Below are 12,076 nucleotides of genomic sequence, written 5' to 3'. Positions count from 1 at the left end.
GAAACCCCTCCGGAAGGCAGGAAATGCTGATGCGTCACAGTCGTCGGAACGGCTTGATCGCGGCGATGGTCGCGGGTGGCGGCCTGGCGGTGGCGGGAGTGGGCGGTTTCGCCCACGCCGACTCCGACGCGGGCGGGACCGCCGAGCGTTCGCCGGGGCTGCTCTCGGGGAACCTGGTGCAGCTGCCGGTCCACGTCCCGGTGAACGTGTGCGGGAACACGGTGAGCGTGGTCGGTGTGCTCAACCCGGCCTCGGGCAACCGCTGTACCCAGGCGGGCCCGGACGGCGGGCATCCCGATCCCCGGCCCTCCCATCCGTCGAAACCCGGGGCCGGCCAAGGGGGAGGGGCTGAGGCGCAGGGGCGCGGAAAGGATTCTCCGGGGGTCCTGTCCGGCAACGGCATCCAGCTCCCCGTCGACCTCCCGCTGAACCTCAGCGGGAACTCGGTGAGCGTCGTCGGCGCGGGCAACGCCTCCCACGGGAACACCTCCGTCAACGGCGAGACCCCCAGCGGCCCCAAGCCGCCCCAGCCGCTGCCGCCGGTCACCGAACGGCCCGTCACCCCGCCCGCGACCCCGGCCCCCTCGCTCCCGCCGGGCGGTCCGGCGGCCCTCGCCCACACCGGCTCCGAAGGGCTCGGCTACCTGCTGCCCGGCAGCGGCGCCCTGCTGTTCGGCGGGGTGATGCTCTACCGGCGCTTCCGCGTCAGCTGACGGGCCCCGCGCGCCAGCCGTCGAGGATCGCGTCGATCCGCGCCGCCAGCCGGGCGCGGGCCTCGAACCGGTGCACCCCGGCCATCAGCAGCGCGTCGTACTCGGTGTCGGTGTGCCGCACGGCCGCCCGGACCGCCATCGACACCGCCTGCTCGTCCAGGGCCCGGCCGGCCGCGGTGCGGCCGACCCGGCCGCTACCGCGCACCGAGGCGTGGGCGGCGATCGCCCGCGCCCGCTCGGGCGGACAGCCGGGGAACAGCCGCAGGATCTCGGCGCCGAAGGCGGCCGTGAACCGTACGTCCTCGGCCGCCCGGCGCAGCCGGTCGCGCTCCCGGCGCCGGGCCCGGGCGTCGGCGTCCGCGAGGCAGGCGCGCTCGGCCCGGGCCAGGGCGGCGTCCTCGACCAGCAGCCCCTGGCGCTCGTAGCGCCGGCGCCCCCGGTGCCGGCGCACCACCACGGCCGACAGCGAACTGGCCTCCCGCGCCCGGCGGGTGAGCGCCGCGTCTCCGCGCGGCAGGTACACGAGGTGCCCGAGGTCGGCGCAGTCCAGGCAGCGCGGCACCCCGGACTCGCGGACGAGGTGCCGCAGCGGACCCCGCCGGCACTCGGCGCAGTGGATCGGTCTCAGTGACTCGAAGACGACGAGACTCATGCCGGTGTGATACCGCCGACCGCTCCCTATATCACCTTGTGGAGATGGGTAATTGGTTGTTCGCAAAATCTGTCCGGACCTCATGACCTCCACTTAGCGTGGCCCGGTACGGGAGCCGGTACGGGACGCGGCGAGCCCGTGGAGGAGAGCACATGGGCATACGGCAGGCGACGACGGAGAGACGCACGGGAACGCGGCTCCCCGCGTACCTCTCGGGCCGGGAGGTCGTCATACCGCCCGGCGGCTGCACCGGCTGGCACTACCACCTCGTACCGCTGATGGCGGCGGTCACCTCGGGCACCCTCACCCGGATCCTGTCCGACGGCACCGTGGAGGTCCACCCGACGGGGGCCACCTTCGTGGAACCCGAAGGCCACGACCACGTCCACCTCGGCCGCAACCTCGGCCCCGCCCCCGTCGTCCTCCACGTCACCTGCGCACTCGCCGACGACGACCCCTGGGCCCTCCCCGCCCCCGCCCCGCTCGGCGCCGCCCCCTGCGGCTGCCCGGACCACACGCCCTGACCCGCCCGGGCGGTGCCGTGGAGACCCCCGTCCACCACGGCACCCCCCGCGCGGGCCGCAGCGGCCCCCCCGGTCCCGGCAGCCCCCGGCCGCCCGGTCAGACCAGCCGGCGTATCTCGCCCCGCACCCGGTAGAAGCCTCCGGTCGCCGCATGCAGACCGTCCACCACGTAGCGGGCCCCGGCCTCCCGTATCCCCCGCGGGAACTGCACGTTCCAGCTCGGCTCGAAACCGTCCGACACCACCTGCACCCGCATCCGCCCGCCCACCTGGACGCACTCGACCACCACGCCCCCCGAGGGCACCGCAGCCACCGACACCGTCGCCACGGCGGCGGCCGAGGCCGCCGGGGTGAACACCGGCAGCGCCGCCGCCGACTTCACGTCCACCGCGGTCGGCACGGAGCCCAGCTGGGCGGCCGCGATCGCCGCCTCGCTCGCGTCCACGCACACCAGCGAACCGTCCGTCGTCACCAGGTAGAGCCGCTCGTCCAGGTACTGCATCGACAGCGCCGACCCGCTCCCGGTGCCCAACTTCCACAGCCGCCGCCCGGCGGCGTCGAAGCAGTACACCGAGGACGAGGAGTCACCGGCGAACACGTGCCTCCCGTCCGGCGAGGTCGCGCACGAGTACACCGCCGCGTCGCACCGGTACGAGGCCTCGACCGCGCCCGTCGCCTTCGACAGCCGCTGCACGGTGTTGCGCACCGTCCCCGCGTACACCGCGTCCTGCTCCTGCCAGCCGAACAGCACCCCGCCCGGCGTGCCCGTGTGCCACAACTGGCCCGTGCCGTCCGCCGCGTAGGCCGTCACACCGCCGCCGTGACCGTGGTACACCGCCCGCTCGTCCGCGCGGACCATCCAGGCGCCGTTGCCCGCGGACTTGCGCGACCACTGGTGCTCGTCCTCGTGGTCGATGACCGTCAGGCCGCCGTTGGCGTCCGAGACGTGCAGCACGCCCTCGTGGATGTCGAGCCAGTAGATGTCCACGTCCGCGGCTATCCCGTACGCCCCGAACGGCACCTTGGACGACAGGTCGTACACCGTGCCGTCGTCACAGCCCGCGTAGATCCAGAACTCGTCGGCGACCAGGCACTTCACCCCGTCCGGCAGCGAGTACCGGGCCAGCACCTCCCCGCCGTGGCTGACCGTGTAGACGTCGCCCGCCTGGTTGCCCACCCAGCAGCGGTCCTCGTCCACATGGATGCCGAAGGCCGCCGACCCGGTGCGGAAGCGCCACAGGACCGGGGCCACCGCCCGGGCCGTCGACGGCGCCGAGGCCACCTGCCGGCGGGTCACCGACCGCGCCGCGCGCGCCCCCCGGACCGCGGGGGCGTACCCCTTGCGGACCTTCTCGCCGATCTTCTTGGCCGCGGCGGCCCGCGCCTTCTCCGCGGTCGGGAACGACGAACTCTGCAGCTGGCCGGCCGCGCCGATACGGCCGTAGCGCACCGAGACGAGGACGCCGTCGACGCTCACCTCGTAGAACTTGTGCGCCGCGCCGTCCTCCTGCGACAGCTCCAGGTACGTCGTCTCCCGAGCCATGACAGACCCCTCCCCAAGAGTCGGGCCGCCGGCTCCTGTTCACCGGTGATCCCTCGTGAAAAACGCTAAGGGCGACCACTGACAATGGGTCCGTGAAGCTGGAAGCGATCACCTGGCAGCGGATGGCCGAGCGGCTCGCCGGCCACCTCGACGCACCGCCCGCGGACGGCGGCCCCTGGCAGCGCGTGGGCATCGACGGCGCGCCCGCCGCCGACACCGGGGTCCTCGCGGCCGAACTGGCCGACGCCCTGCGCCGGCGCGGGCGTTCCGCGCTGGTGGTGGCGGCCGGGGGCTTCCTGCGGCCGGCGTCGCTGCGGTTCGAGTTCGGCCGGCAGGACGTGGACGCCTACCTCGGCGGCTGGTACGACACGGGCGCGCTCTGGCGGGAGGTCTTCGCGCCGACGGACCCGGGCGGCACCGGCCGCGTCCTGCCGGACCTGTGGGACCCGGTGACCGACCGCGCCACCCGCAGCCCCTACACGCAACTCCCGCCGGGCGGCGTCCTGATCCTGCACGGCCCGCTGCTGCTGGGCCACTGGTTCCCCTTCGACCTCACCGTGCACATCAGCCTCTCCCCCGCGGCCCTGGCCCGCCGCACGGCCCCCGCGGACCACTGGACCCTCCCGGCATTCGCCCGCTACGCCCGCGACACGGACCCCGCGACCACCGCGAACGCCCTGGTCCGCGCGGACGACCCCCGCCACCCGGCCTGGACCGACATCCGCGAACGCTAGCCCCGTCGGGCGAGCCGGCTAGGGGCGGCCGCCCAGGCGGGTTATCGCGTGGGCTGCCGCGTGGCAGCCCGCGCGGGCCGCGGTGGGTGGGGTGGCGCCGGAGAGGCGGGCCGCCAGGAAGCCGCCGGTGAAGGCGTCGCCCGCGCCGGTGGTGTCCACCGCGTCCGCCGGTTCCGCCTCGACCTCGGCCGTGATCCGGCCGCCCTCGGCGACGAGCGCCCCGCCCGTGCCGCGGGTCACCACCACCAGCGGGATCCGCCGGCTGAGCGACTCCGCGGCCCGGGCCGTGTCCGCGACCCCGGCCAGCAGCCGGGCCTCGTCCTCGTTGGGCAGGAGGGTCCCGACGCCCGCCACCGCCGCCAGGAAGTCCTCGGGGCCCAGCCCGGCCAGGAACCCCGCCGAGGCGGGGTCCACACTGACCGGCACCCCCCGGGTCCGCGCGGCCCGCAGCGCGACCAGGGCGAGCTCCCGGCTGGAGTCGGCGAAGAACAGGTAGCCGGACAGGTGGAGGTGGGCCGCCCCGTCCAGCAGGGCGGGCGCCCAGTCGGCCGGGCACAGCCGCAGGGAGGCCCCGCTGTCGGTCAGGAACGTCCGCTCCGCGTCCGCCCCGACCAGCGCCACCACCGTCCCGGTCGGCTCGGCCGGGTCCACCACCAGCCGGGGCCGCACCCCCGCGTCGACCAGCGCCCGCTCGTGCCAGCGCGCCGACTCGCAGCCGACCCGCGCCAGGAGCCGTACCTCGGCGGTGCCCGTGTGGGCCGCCCAGCAGGCCGCGTTGGCGCCGGCGCCGCCGGGCAGGGTGCGGATGCGGGCCGCGGTGTCGGTGGCCGGGGCGAGGGGCTCGCGGTGCACCGCCACCACGTCCGTGACCACGTCCCCGACGACCAGCAGCGCACCCGTCGACGCCGTCATGCCCGCGCCGCCCACGCCCCGGCGATCCGGGCGCCGAGCCGTACGTTGCCCCGTACCGCCGCCAGGTTCGCCTCCAGCGAGGCCCCGCCCGTCGCCCGTACCAGGAACCCCAGCAGGAACGGTGTCACCGCCTGCCCCGTGATCCCGCGCTCCCGGCATTCGGCCAGGGCCTGCGCCAGGACGCGGTCGTGGAGCGCGGGGTCCAGCTGCTCGGAGACGGGGACCGGGTTGGCCACCAGCAGGGCCGACTCCGCTCCGCCCAGCAGGTCCTGGGCCGCCATCAGCTCCGCCACCTCGGCCGGCTCCTCCACCGTCCAGTCGACCGGCTCGCCGGAGTCGGCCAGGTAGAAGCCGGGGAAGGCGCGGGTCCGGTAGCCGACGACGGCGACGCCGAGCGTCTCCAGCCGCTGGAGCGTGGCGGGGACGTCCAGGATCGACTTCACCCCCGCGCACACCACCGTGATCCGGGTGCGGGCCAGCAGCGACAGGTCCGCCGACTCGTCCTGGCTCCGCGCGAACTCCCGGTGCACGCCGCCCAGCCCGCCCGTGGCGAAGACCCGCAGCCCGGCCCGCGCGGCCAGGAAGGCCGTGGCCGAGACGGTCGTGGCGCCCGTGGCACCGGAGGCGAGCGCCGGCGCCAGGTCGCGGTGGCCGAGCTTGCGCACCCCCTCGCCCGCCGCGATCCGCTCCAGACGGGCCTTGTCCAGGCCCGCGTACGCCACCCCGTCGACCACCGCGACCGTCGCCGGCACCGCACCCTCCGCCCTGACGAGCTCCTCCAGCTCCAGGCCCACCGCCAGATTGCGGGGCCGGGGCAGGCCGTGCGCGAGGATCGTCGACTCCAGGGCGACGACGGGCCTGCGCGCGGCGAGCGCCTCGCGCACCTCTTCCGACAGGACCGGGACCTCGGCTGCTGCGTGCTGTGGCATGTCCCCATCCATGGCACGGCACGCGCGCCCCCAAACGCGCCCCTCCCCACGACGGCGCGAAGCCGCCCCCTCGGCTCGACGGAGTGACGTGTGCGCCGCGTCCGCGCTGGACGCTGTGTTCACCCCGCCGCCCCTGCGACCCCCCTAGGCTGACGCACCATGAGCACCAGTGACCACAGCGCCCCCGCCTCCTTCGCCGTCTCCGTCGCGGACGTCCCCGACAGCGAGCTGGAGGCCGAGGACCTCGACCCCGCACAGATCGTCTCCGGTACCCCGGTGGTGACCGGCAAGGTGCTCTGGGAGTCCGCCGACGGCTCCCAGATCCGGGGCATCTGGCAGATCACCCCGGGGGTGGTCACCGACACCGAGGCCGACGAGCTGTTCGTGGTGGTCAGCGGCCGCGCCACCGTCGAGGTCGAGGGCGGCGGGACGCTCGAGGTCGGCCCCGGCTCCGCCTGCGTGCTGCGCGAGGGCGACAAGACCACCTGGACGGTCCACGAGACGCTGCGCAAGGCCTACCACATCAACCTCTGAGGGGCCCGGCGGCAGTCCTCACCGCGCGCCGGCCACCGGGTGGCGCCGGGCGGTGAACAGGGCCAGCGCGGCCATCGGCAGCAGCAGCGAGGCGCCGATGGCGTTGAGCCAGCCGTAGCCCGCCTGGGACATCACCAGACCGGCGGCCGCGCCGCCCAGACCGGCCGCCGCGTTCATCGTCAGGTCGCTCAGGCCCTGGACGGCGGCCCGCGCGGGCTGCGGCACCGAGTCGGTCAGCAGTGCCGAGCCGGAGACCATGCCGGCGGACCAGCCGAGGCCGAGCAGGAAGAGCCCCGCCGCGCTCTGCGCGTGGTTCCCGGCGGCCGTACCGGCCAGCAGGGCGGCGACCGAGAGCAGCCCGGCCGCCAGGCCGATCACGGAGAGCCGGCCGAGCCGGTCGGCGAGCCAGCCCATGGCGGGCGAGAACGCGAACATGCCCGCGATGTGCCCGCTGATCACCAGCCCGACCAGCTTCAGGCCGGCGCCGTGGTGACCGAGGTCGACCGGGGTCATCACCATGATCGAGACCATGGTGGTGTGCGACACCGCGACGGTGAGCAGCGCGAGCCGGGCCCGCGGCGAGGCCTTCACGGCGGCGAGCCCGGCCCGCAGCGAGCGGCCCTGCCGGGACTCCTCCCCGGGCCCGGCGAGGGCCCGGGCGGTCAGCAGCGGGTCGGGCCGCAGCAGTACGCCGAGCAGGGTGGCGGTGAGGACGAAGACGGCGGCCGCCCACACGAAGGGCCCGGCCGTCGGGGGTATGGAGGTGCCGGCGAAGCTGTCACTGGCCGGGGCGGAGAGGTTCGGGCCGAGCACCGCGCCGATGGTGGAGGCCCACACGACCACCGAGATCGCCCGGGCCCGGCGGTCCGGGGCGGCGAGGTCGGCGGCGGCGAAGCGGGCCTGGAGGTTGGCGGAGGAGGCGGCGCCGAAGGCGGCCATGCCGAGCATGAGCAGCGGGAAGCTCCGCACGGAGGCGGCCAGGACGACCAGAACCGCCCCGACCGTGCCGATCGCGTACCCGGTCAGCAGCCCCGCCCGGCGGCCGCGCGCGGTGGTCAGGGCGGCGAGCGGCAGGGAGACCAGGGCGGTGCCGATCACCGCGGCGGTGGAGGCGAACCCGGACAGGGCCTCGGTGCCGCTGATCTCGGTGGCCAGCACGGGGGCCAGGGCGATGCTGATGGGCACGCCCAGGCCGCCCAGCATCTGCCCGGCGATCAGCACCGAGGAGATCCGGCGCTGGATGCGCGGCAGATCCGCCGCGGTGACGGACGACGCGGCTGTGGGGGCGGCGGCGGAGGCGGCGGGCGGGGTCGCGGGGGAGGCGGTCATGCCGGACACCCCCGTCGCGGGGGCGCGGGCGGGACGTCCGGGGCAGGACCGTACGCGGTGGGGCCGCAGGCGGCAGGAGTAGTCACCGCGGCAGTGTGCCACCCCTTACCGCCGGGGGGAACCGGGTGGTGGGGGAGCAGGGGGGTCCAGAGGGCGCGCGCCTCTAGAACAGTGGCTGCGGCAGGACGCCCTCCAGCGCGAGCAGGGTCCGCTTGGCCTCCACACCGCCCCCGAAGCCCCCGATGCCCCCGTCGTTCTCCACCACGCGGTGGCAGGCCACCACCAGCGGCAGCGGGTTCGAGCCCATGGCGTTGCCCACGGCCTGGGCCGCCCCCGGCTGTCCGACCCGGGCCGCCAGTTCCCCGTAGCCGACCACCGAGCCGTAGGGCACCGAGCGGTCGAGCTCCAGCAGCACCTGGCGGTTGAACCCCGAGCTGAGCCGCCAGTCCAGGGGCAGGTCGAAGCGGCGCAGCGTGCCGGCGAAATAGGCCTTGAGCTGGCGTATCGGCTCGGCCAGCAGCACTTCCCGGCCCGGGTCCGGCCGCCAGGCATCGGCGCCGAGCCGGGAGACCAGCGCGCCGATCATCCGGCCGACCCGGTCGGGCCCGGCATGGAACTCCACCCGGACCAGACCCTCGGGGGTCGCGGCCAGGAGCAGGGGACCGACCTCGCTCGGGAGGACGGTCCATTCGAGGTGCGGCCCGCGGGGCCGCTCGGTGCTGTCCACGCCTCAACGGTACGGCGCCCCACCGACAGCCCCGCCCCCGCCGCCGGGCCGGCCCGCGCCACGGGTCCGCGCCCGCCGCCGGGCCCGCGCCCGGGGCCACGCGCCGGGCCACGGTCCGCGCCCGCGCCCGGGGCCACGCGCCGGGCCTAGAAGCCGCCCACGGCTCCCCGTACGACGTCCGGGGCGTTGGTGATGATCCCGTCCACCCCCATCTCCCGCACCTTCCGGGCCGTCGGCGCGTCGTCGACGATCCAGGTGTCCACCTCCATCGTCCTGCCGTGCGCCCCCCGCAGCGCGTGCACCGCCGCCACCCAGTCGGCCGAGATCGTCGTGTGCCACGGGTTGATCCGGTCGGTGAACTCCGCGTACTTCGGCAGGTCGGCCACGGTCGGGGTGCCCAGGAAGGCCGTGACCAGGTCGGGGCGCAGCCGGTGCACGACGCGCACGGAGTCGGCGCTGAAGCTCTGCACCACCAGGCGCCGCGAGACGTGCCGGGCGTCCAGCCAGCCGGTCTCCCGCAGGACCCGCAGCGTCTGCTCCTCGATCCCGGGGTAGAGCTCCGGCTTCTTGATCTCCAGCAGCAGCCGCTGGTGGTTGTCCTGGACCCGCTCCATGTACTGCCGCAGGGTCGGCACCCGGGCGCCGGCGAACCGCGGGGAGAACCAGCTCCCCGCGTCCAGCCGGGCGATCTCCGCCGCCGTGAAGTCCTTGACCCGCCACGGCTTGCGGTCGGGGAAGACCTGCTCGACGTCGGTGGTGCGGGCCAGGGTGTCGTCGTGGACCACCACCAGCTCGCCGTCCTTGGTCCGCTGGACGTCGTTCTCGACCCAGTCGAAGCCCAGCCGCATCGCCAGGTCGATCGCCGCCAGGGTGTTCTCCGGGGCGTACGCGGAGGCGCCCCGGTGGGCGTACACCGTGGGGCCCAGGAGCCCCGACGAGCCCGGTGAGGATCCGGGGCCCGTGGCGGCGGGCCACGCCGTCCCGCCCAGCACGGTCAGGGTGAGGCCCAGGAAGGCGGCGGCTGCCGCGGCGGCGGTTCGGACGTACATGTGCGTTCTCCTCGGGTCGTGAGCCCTGTTCCTGCGTCAGACGGGTGCGGAGCGGCAGTCGTTGTGGCTGTGCACTTCACGGCGGAGCGTTCACCGCGATCATGGGCTCGAAGATCACGCGGACGCCACCGAACTACGACAAACGGACCAGAAAGGAGGAGGCCCGCTCCGTCCGACGGACCCTTCGGACGCCCGCCGGACCACCGGGTCAGGGGGGCGGGGCGCGTGCGGGCGCCCGAGTGTCAGTGGGGGGCCGTACGGTGGAGTCATGCGGCCCGTATCGAAGATCGAACGCACGGTGGCGCCTTTCGAGGTCGTCAGCCCCTACCAGCCCAGCGGCGACCAGCCGGCGGCCATCGCCGAGCTGGAGAAGCGCATCCGCGCAGGTGAGAAGGATGTCGTCCTGCTCGGTGCGACCGGCACCGGCAAGTCGGCCACCACCGCGTGGATGATCGAGAAGCTCCAGCGCCCGACCCTGGTGATGGCGCCGAACAAGACCCTCGCCGCCCAGCTGGCGAACGAGTTCCGCGAGCTCCTGCCGAACAACGCCGTCGAATACTTCGTGTCGTACTACGACTACTATCAGCCCGAGGCCTACGTTCCGCAGTCGGACACCTACATCGAGAAGGACTCCTCGATCAACGAGGAGGTGGAGCGGCTGCGCCACTCCGCGACCAACTCGCTGCTCACCCGGCGCGACGTGATCGTCGTCGCCTCGGTGTCCTGCATCTACGGCCTCGGCACCCCGCAGGAGTACGTGGACCGGATGGTCCCGCTCAAGGTGGGCGAGGAGATCGACCGGGACCAGCTGCTGCGCCGCTTCGTCGACATCCAGTACACCCGCAACGACGTCGCCTTCACCCGGGGGACCTTCCGGGTGCGCGGCGACACCATCGAGATCTTCCCGGTCTACGAGGAACTGGCCGTCCGCATCGAGATGTTCGGTGACGAGATCGAGGCGCTCTCCACGCTGCACCCGCTGACCGGCGAGGTCATCAGCGAGGACCGCGAGCTGTACGTCTTCCCCGCCAGCCACTACGTCGCCGGCCCCGAGCGGATGGAGAAGGCGATCCGCGGCATCGAGGCCGAGCTGGCCGAGCGCCTCGCCGAGCTGGAGAAGCAGGGCAAGATGCTGGAGGCCCAGCGGCTGCGCATGCGCACCACCTACGACCTGGAGATGATGCGCCAGATCGGCTCCTGCTCCGGCATCGAGAACTACTCGCTGCACATGGACGACCGCGAGCGCGGCTCGGCGCCCAACACCCTCATCGACTACTTCCCCGAGGACTTCCTCCTCGTCATCGACGAGTCGCACGTCACCGTGCCGCAGATCGGCGCCATGTACGAGGGCGACGCCTCCCGCAAGCGGACCCTGGTCGACCACGGCTTCCGGCTGCCGTCCGCGCTGGACAACCGTCCGCTGAAGTGGGAGGAGTTCCAGGAGCGGATCGGCCAGACCGTCTACCTGTCGGCCACCCCCGGGAACTACGAGCTCTCCCGCGCCGACGGCTTCGTGGAGCAGATCATCCGCCCCACCGGCCTCGTCGACCCGGAGGTCGTCGTCAAGCCCACCGAGGGCCAGATCGACGACCTGGTGCACGAGATCCGCGCCCGGGTGGAGAAGGACGAGCGCGTCCTGGTCACCACCCTCACCAAGAAGATGGCCGAGGACCTCACCGACTACTTCCTGGAGCTCGGCATCCAGGTCCGCTACCTGCACAGCGACGTGGACACCCTGCGCCGCATCGAGCTGCTGCGCGAGCTGCGCGCCGGCGAGTACGACGTCCTGGTCGGCATCAACCTGCTGCGCGAGGGCCTCGACCTGCCCGAGGTCTCGCTCGTGGCGATCCTCGACGCGGACAAGGAGGGCTTCCTGCGCTCCGGGACCTCCCTCATCCAGACCATCGGCCGCGCCGCGCGCAACGTCTCCGGCCAGGTCCACATGTACGCGGACAAGATGACCCCGGCGATGGAGAGGGCCATCGAGGAGACCAACCGGCGCCGCGAGAAGCAGATCGCGTACAACACGGCCAACGGGATCGACCCGCAGCCGCTCCGCAAGAAGATCAACGACATCGTCGCGACCATCGCCCGCGAGGAGCTCGACACCGAACAGCTGCTCGGCACCGGCTACCGGCAGGCCAAGGACGGCAAGGGCGCCAAGGCCCCCGTCCCGGCCCTGGGCGCGGCCGCGTCGGCGAAGGCCGGCAAGGCGGCCAAGGGGGCGAAGGCGGCGAAGGGCGCCAAGGCCGCCGAGGTGCTCACGGACCGGCCCGCCGCCGAACTGGCCGCCCTCATCGAGCAGATGACCGAGCGGATGCGGGGGGCCGCCGCCGAGCTCCAGTTCGAGGTCGCGGCCCGGATCCGCGACGAGGTGGGCGAGCTGAAGAAGGAGCTCCGGCAGATGCGCGAAGCGGGCCTCGCCTGACC

Annotated in this window: 12 protein-coding genes; 5 read left to right on the top strand and 7 right to left on the bottom strand. The window is 74.2% G+C overall.

The features are described 5' to 3' along the window. The first annotated feature begins 29 nt into the window (after window positions 1-29). A complete protein-coding gene (locus ACFY0O_RS06930; protein ID WP_388943721.1) occupies window positions 30-713 on the top strand; it encodes a chaplin in 684 nt (227 codons plus the stop codon). Here ACFY0O_RS06930 and ACFY0O_RS06925 read toward each other — a convergent pair. Next, complete coding sequence (locus tag ACFY0O_RS06925) at window positions 706-1,365, bottom strand: DUF2293 domain-containing protein (RefSeq protein WP_388943718.1); 660 nt, start codon at window positions 1,363-1,365, stop codon at window positions 706-708. The two genes, ACFY0O_RS06930 and ACFY0O_RS06925, sit on opposite strands and share 8 nt — an antisense overlap. Before the next feature lie 152 nt (window positions 1,366-1,517). Between ACFY0O_RS06925 and ACFY0O_RS06920 the strand changes: the two genes are divergently transcribed. Next, the gene (locus ACFY0O_RS06920) at window positions 1,518-1,889 is read left to right on the top strand and encodes a cupin domain-containing protein (protein ID WP_388943716.1); all 372 of its coding nucleotides are present in this window, start codon (window positions 1,518-1,520) and stop codon (window positions 1,887-1,889) included. A 97-nt stretch (window positions 1,890-1,986) separates the two neighbouring features. Here the strand turns inward: ACFY0O_RS06920 and ACFY0O_RS06915 are convergent, their stop codons facing one another. Next, window positions 1,987-3,432 carry a WGR domain-containing protein gene (locus tag ACFY0O_RS06915; protein ID WP_388943714.1) on the bottom strand — a complete coding sequence of 482 codons (1,446 nt, stop codon included), beginning with the start codon at window positions 3,430-3,432 and terminating at the stop codon, window positions 1,987-1,989. 92 nt (window positions 3,433-3,524) lie between these two features. Between ACFY0O_RS06915 and ACFY0O_RS06910 the strand changes: the two genes are divergently transcribed. Then, on the top strand, window positions 3,525-4,166 hold the full coding sequence (locus ACFY0O_RS06910) for a uridine kinase (protein WP_388943712.1): 642 nt from the start codon (window positions 3,525-3,527) through the stop codon (window positions 4,164-4,166). An 18-nt stretch (window positions 4,167-4,184) separates the two neighbouring features. On the opposite strand, the gene ACFY0O_RS06905 is transcribed toward ACFY0O_RS06910, so the two are convergent. Both ACFY0O_RS06905 and ACFY0O_RS06900 read right to left on the bottom strand, forming a co-directional pair. Further along, on the bottom strand, window positions 4,185-5,078 hold the full coding sequence (locus tag ACFY0O_RS06905; RefSeq protein ID WP_388943710.1) for a carbohydrate kinase family protein: 894 nt from the start codon (window positions 5,076-5,078) through the stop codon (window positions 4,185-4,187). Then, window positions 5,075-6,007: a pseudouridine-5'-phosphate glycosidase gene (locus tag ACFY0O_RS06900; RefSeq protein ID WP_388943708.1), complete on the bottom strand. Its 933-nt coding sequence runs from the start codon at window positions 6,005-6,007 to the stop codon at window positions 5,075-5,077. The genes ACFY0O_RS06905 and ACFY0O_RS06900 overlap by 4 nt, the downstream gene beginning before the upstream one ends. Before the next feature lie 159 nt (window positions 6,008-6,166). On the opposite strand from ACFY0O_RS06900, the gene ACFY0O_RS06895 reads away from it, so the two are divergent. Next, window positions 6,167-6,541: a cupin domain-containing protein gene (locus ACFY0O_RS06895; RefSeq protein WP_358893170.1), complete on the top strand. Its 375-nt coding sequence runs from the start codon at window positions 6,167-6,169 to the stop codon at window positions 6,539-6,541. A gap of 18 nt (window positions 6,542-6,559) precedes the next feature. Here ACFY0O_RS06895 and ACFY0O_RS06890 read toward each other — a convergent pair whose 3' ends face one another. The 3 genes from ACFY0O_RS06890 to ACFY0O_RS06880 all read right to left on the bottom strand — a co-directional run bounded on the left by ACFY0O_RS06890 (window position 6,560) and on the right by ACFY0O_RS06880 (window position 9,646). Then, complete coding sequence (locus ACFY0O_RS06890) at window positions 6,560-7,870, bottom strand: MFS transporter (RefSeq protein ID WP_388943705.1); 1,311 nt, start codon at window positions 7,868-7,870, stop codon at window positions 6,560-6,562. 163 nt (window positions 7,871-8,033) lie between these two features. Then, window positions 8,034-8,597, bottom strand: coding sequence for a methylated-DNA--[protein]-cysteine S-methyltransferase (locus tag ACFY0O_RS06885; protein WP_388943703.1), 564 nt, complete (start codon window positions 8,595-8,597; stop codon window positions 8,034-8,036). A 146-nt stretch (window positions 8,598-8,743) separates the two neighbouring features. Continuing rightward, window positions 8,744-9,646 carry a glycerophosphodiester phosphodiesterase gene (locus tag ACFY0O_RS06880; protein WP_388943701.1) on the bottom strand — a complete coding sequence of 301 codons (903 nt, stop codon included), beginning with the start codon at window positions 9,644-9,646 and terminating at the stop codon, window positions 8,744-8,746. A gap of 268 nt (window positions 9,647-9,914) precedes the next feature. Between ACFY0O_RS06880 and uvrB the strand changes: the two genes are divergently transcribed. Further along, entirely contained in the window at window positions 9,915-12,074 is a 2,160-nt protein-coding gene (gene uvrB / locus ACFY0O_RS06875) for an excinuclease ABC subunit UvrB (RefSeq protein ID WP_388943698.1), read from the top strand. Window positions 12,075-12,076 lie beyond the last annotated feature (2 nt).

This window comes from Streptomyces sp. NPDC001594 (assembly GCF_042893675.1).
Taxonomy (GTDB): Bacteria; Actinomycetota; Actinomycetes; order Streptomycetales; family Streptomycetaceae; genus Streptomyces.
The sequence above is the reverse complement of the archived record's forward strand: the minus strand, read 5'-3'. Positions and strand labels throughout refer to the sequence as shown.

What these genes read in the sequence shown, in the direction of transcription:
- ACFY0O_RS06905 (WP_388943710.1), bottom strand. Translation starts at nt 5,078, where the DNA reads ATGACGGCGTCGACGGGTGCGCTGCTGGTCGTCGGGGACGTGGTCACG.
- ACFY0O_RS06920 (WP_388943716.1), top strand. Translation starts at nt 1,518, where the DNA reads ATGGGCATACGGCAGGCGACGACGGAGAGACGCACGGGAACGCGGCTC.
- uvrB (WP_388943698.1), top strand. Translation starts at nt 9,915, where the DNA reads ATGCGGCCCGTATCGAAGATCGAACGCACGGTGGCGCCTTTCGAGGTC.
- ACFY0O_RS06930 (WP_388943721.1), top strand. Translation starts at nt 30, where the DNA reads ATGCGTCACAGTCGTCGGAACGGCTTGATCGCGGCGATGGTCGCGGGT.
- ACFY0O_RS06895 (WP_358893170.1), top strand. Translation starts at nt 6,167, where the DNA reads ATGAGCACCAGTGACCACAGCGCCCCCGCCTCCTTCGCCGTCTCCGTC.
- ACFY0O_RS06880 (WP_388943701.1), bottom strand. Translation starts at nt 9,646, where the DNA reads ATGTACGTCCGAACCGCCGCCGCGGCAGCCGCCGCCTTCCTGGGCCTC.
- ACFY0O_RS06900 (WP_388943708.1), bottom strand. Translation starts at nt 6,007, where the DNA reads ATGCCACAGCACGCAGCAGCCGAGGTCCCGGTCCTGTCGGAAGAGGTG.
- ACFY0O_RS06915 (WP_388943714.1), bottom strand. Translation starts at nt 3,432, where the DNA reads ATGGCTCGGGAGACGACGTACCTGGAGCTGTCGCAGGAGGACGGCGCG.
- ACFY0O_RS06925 (WP_388943718.1), bottom strand. Translation starts at nt 1,365, where the DNA reads ATGAGTCTCGTCGTCTTCGAGTCACTGAGACCGATCCACTGCGCCGAG.
- ACFY0O_RS06890 (WP_388943705.1), bottom strand. Translation starts at nt 7,870, where the DNA reads ATGACCGCCTCCCCCGCGACCCCGCCCGCCGCCTCCGCCGCCGCCCCC.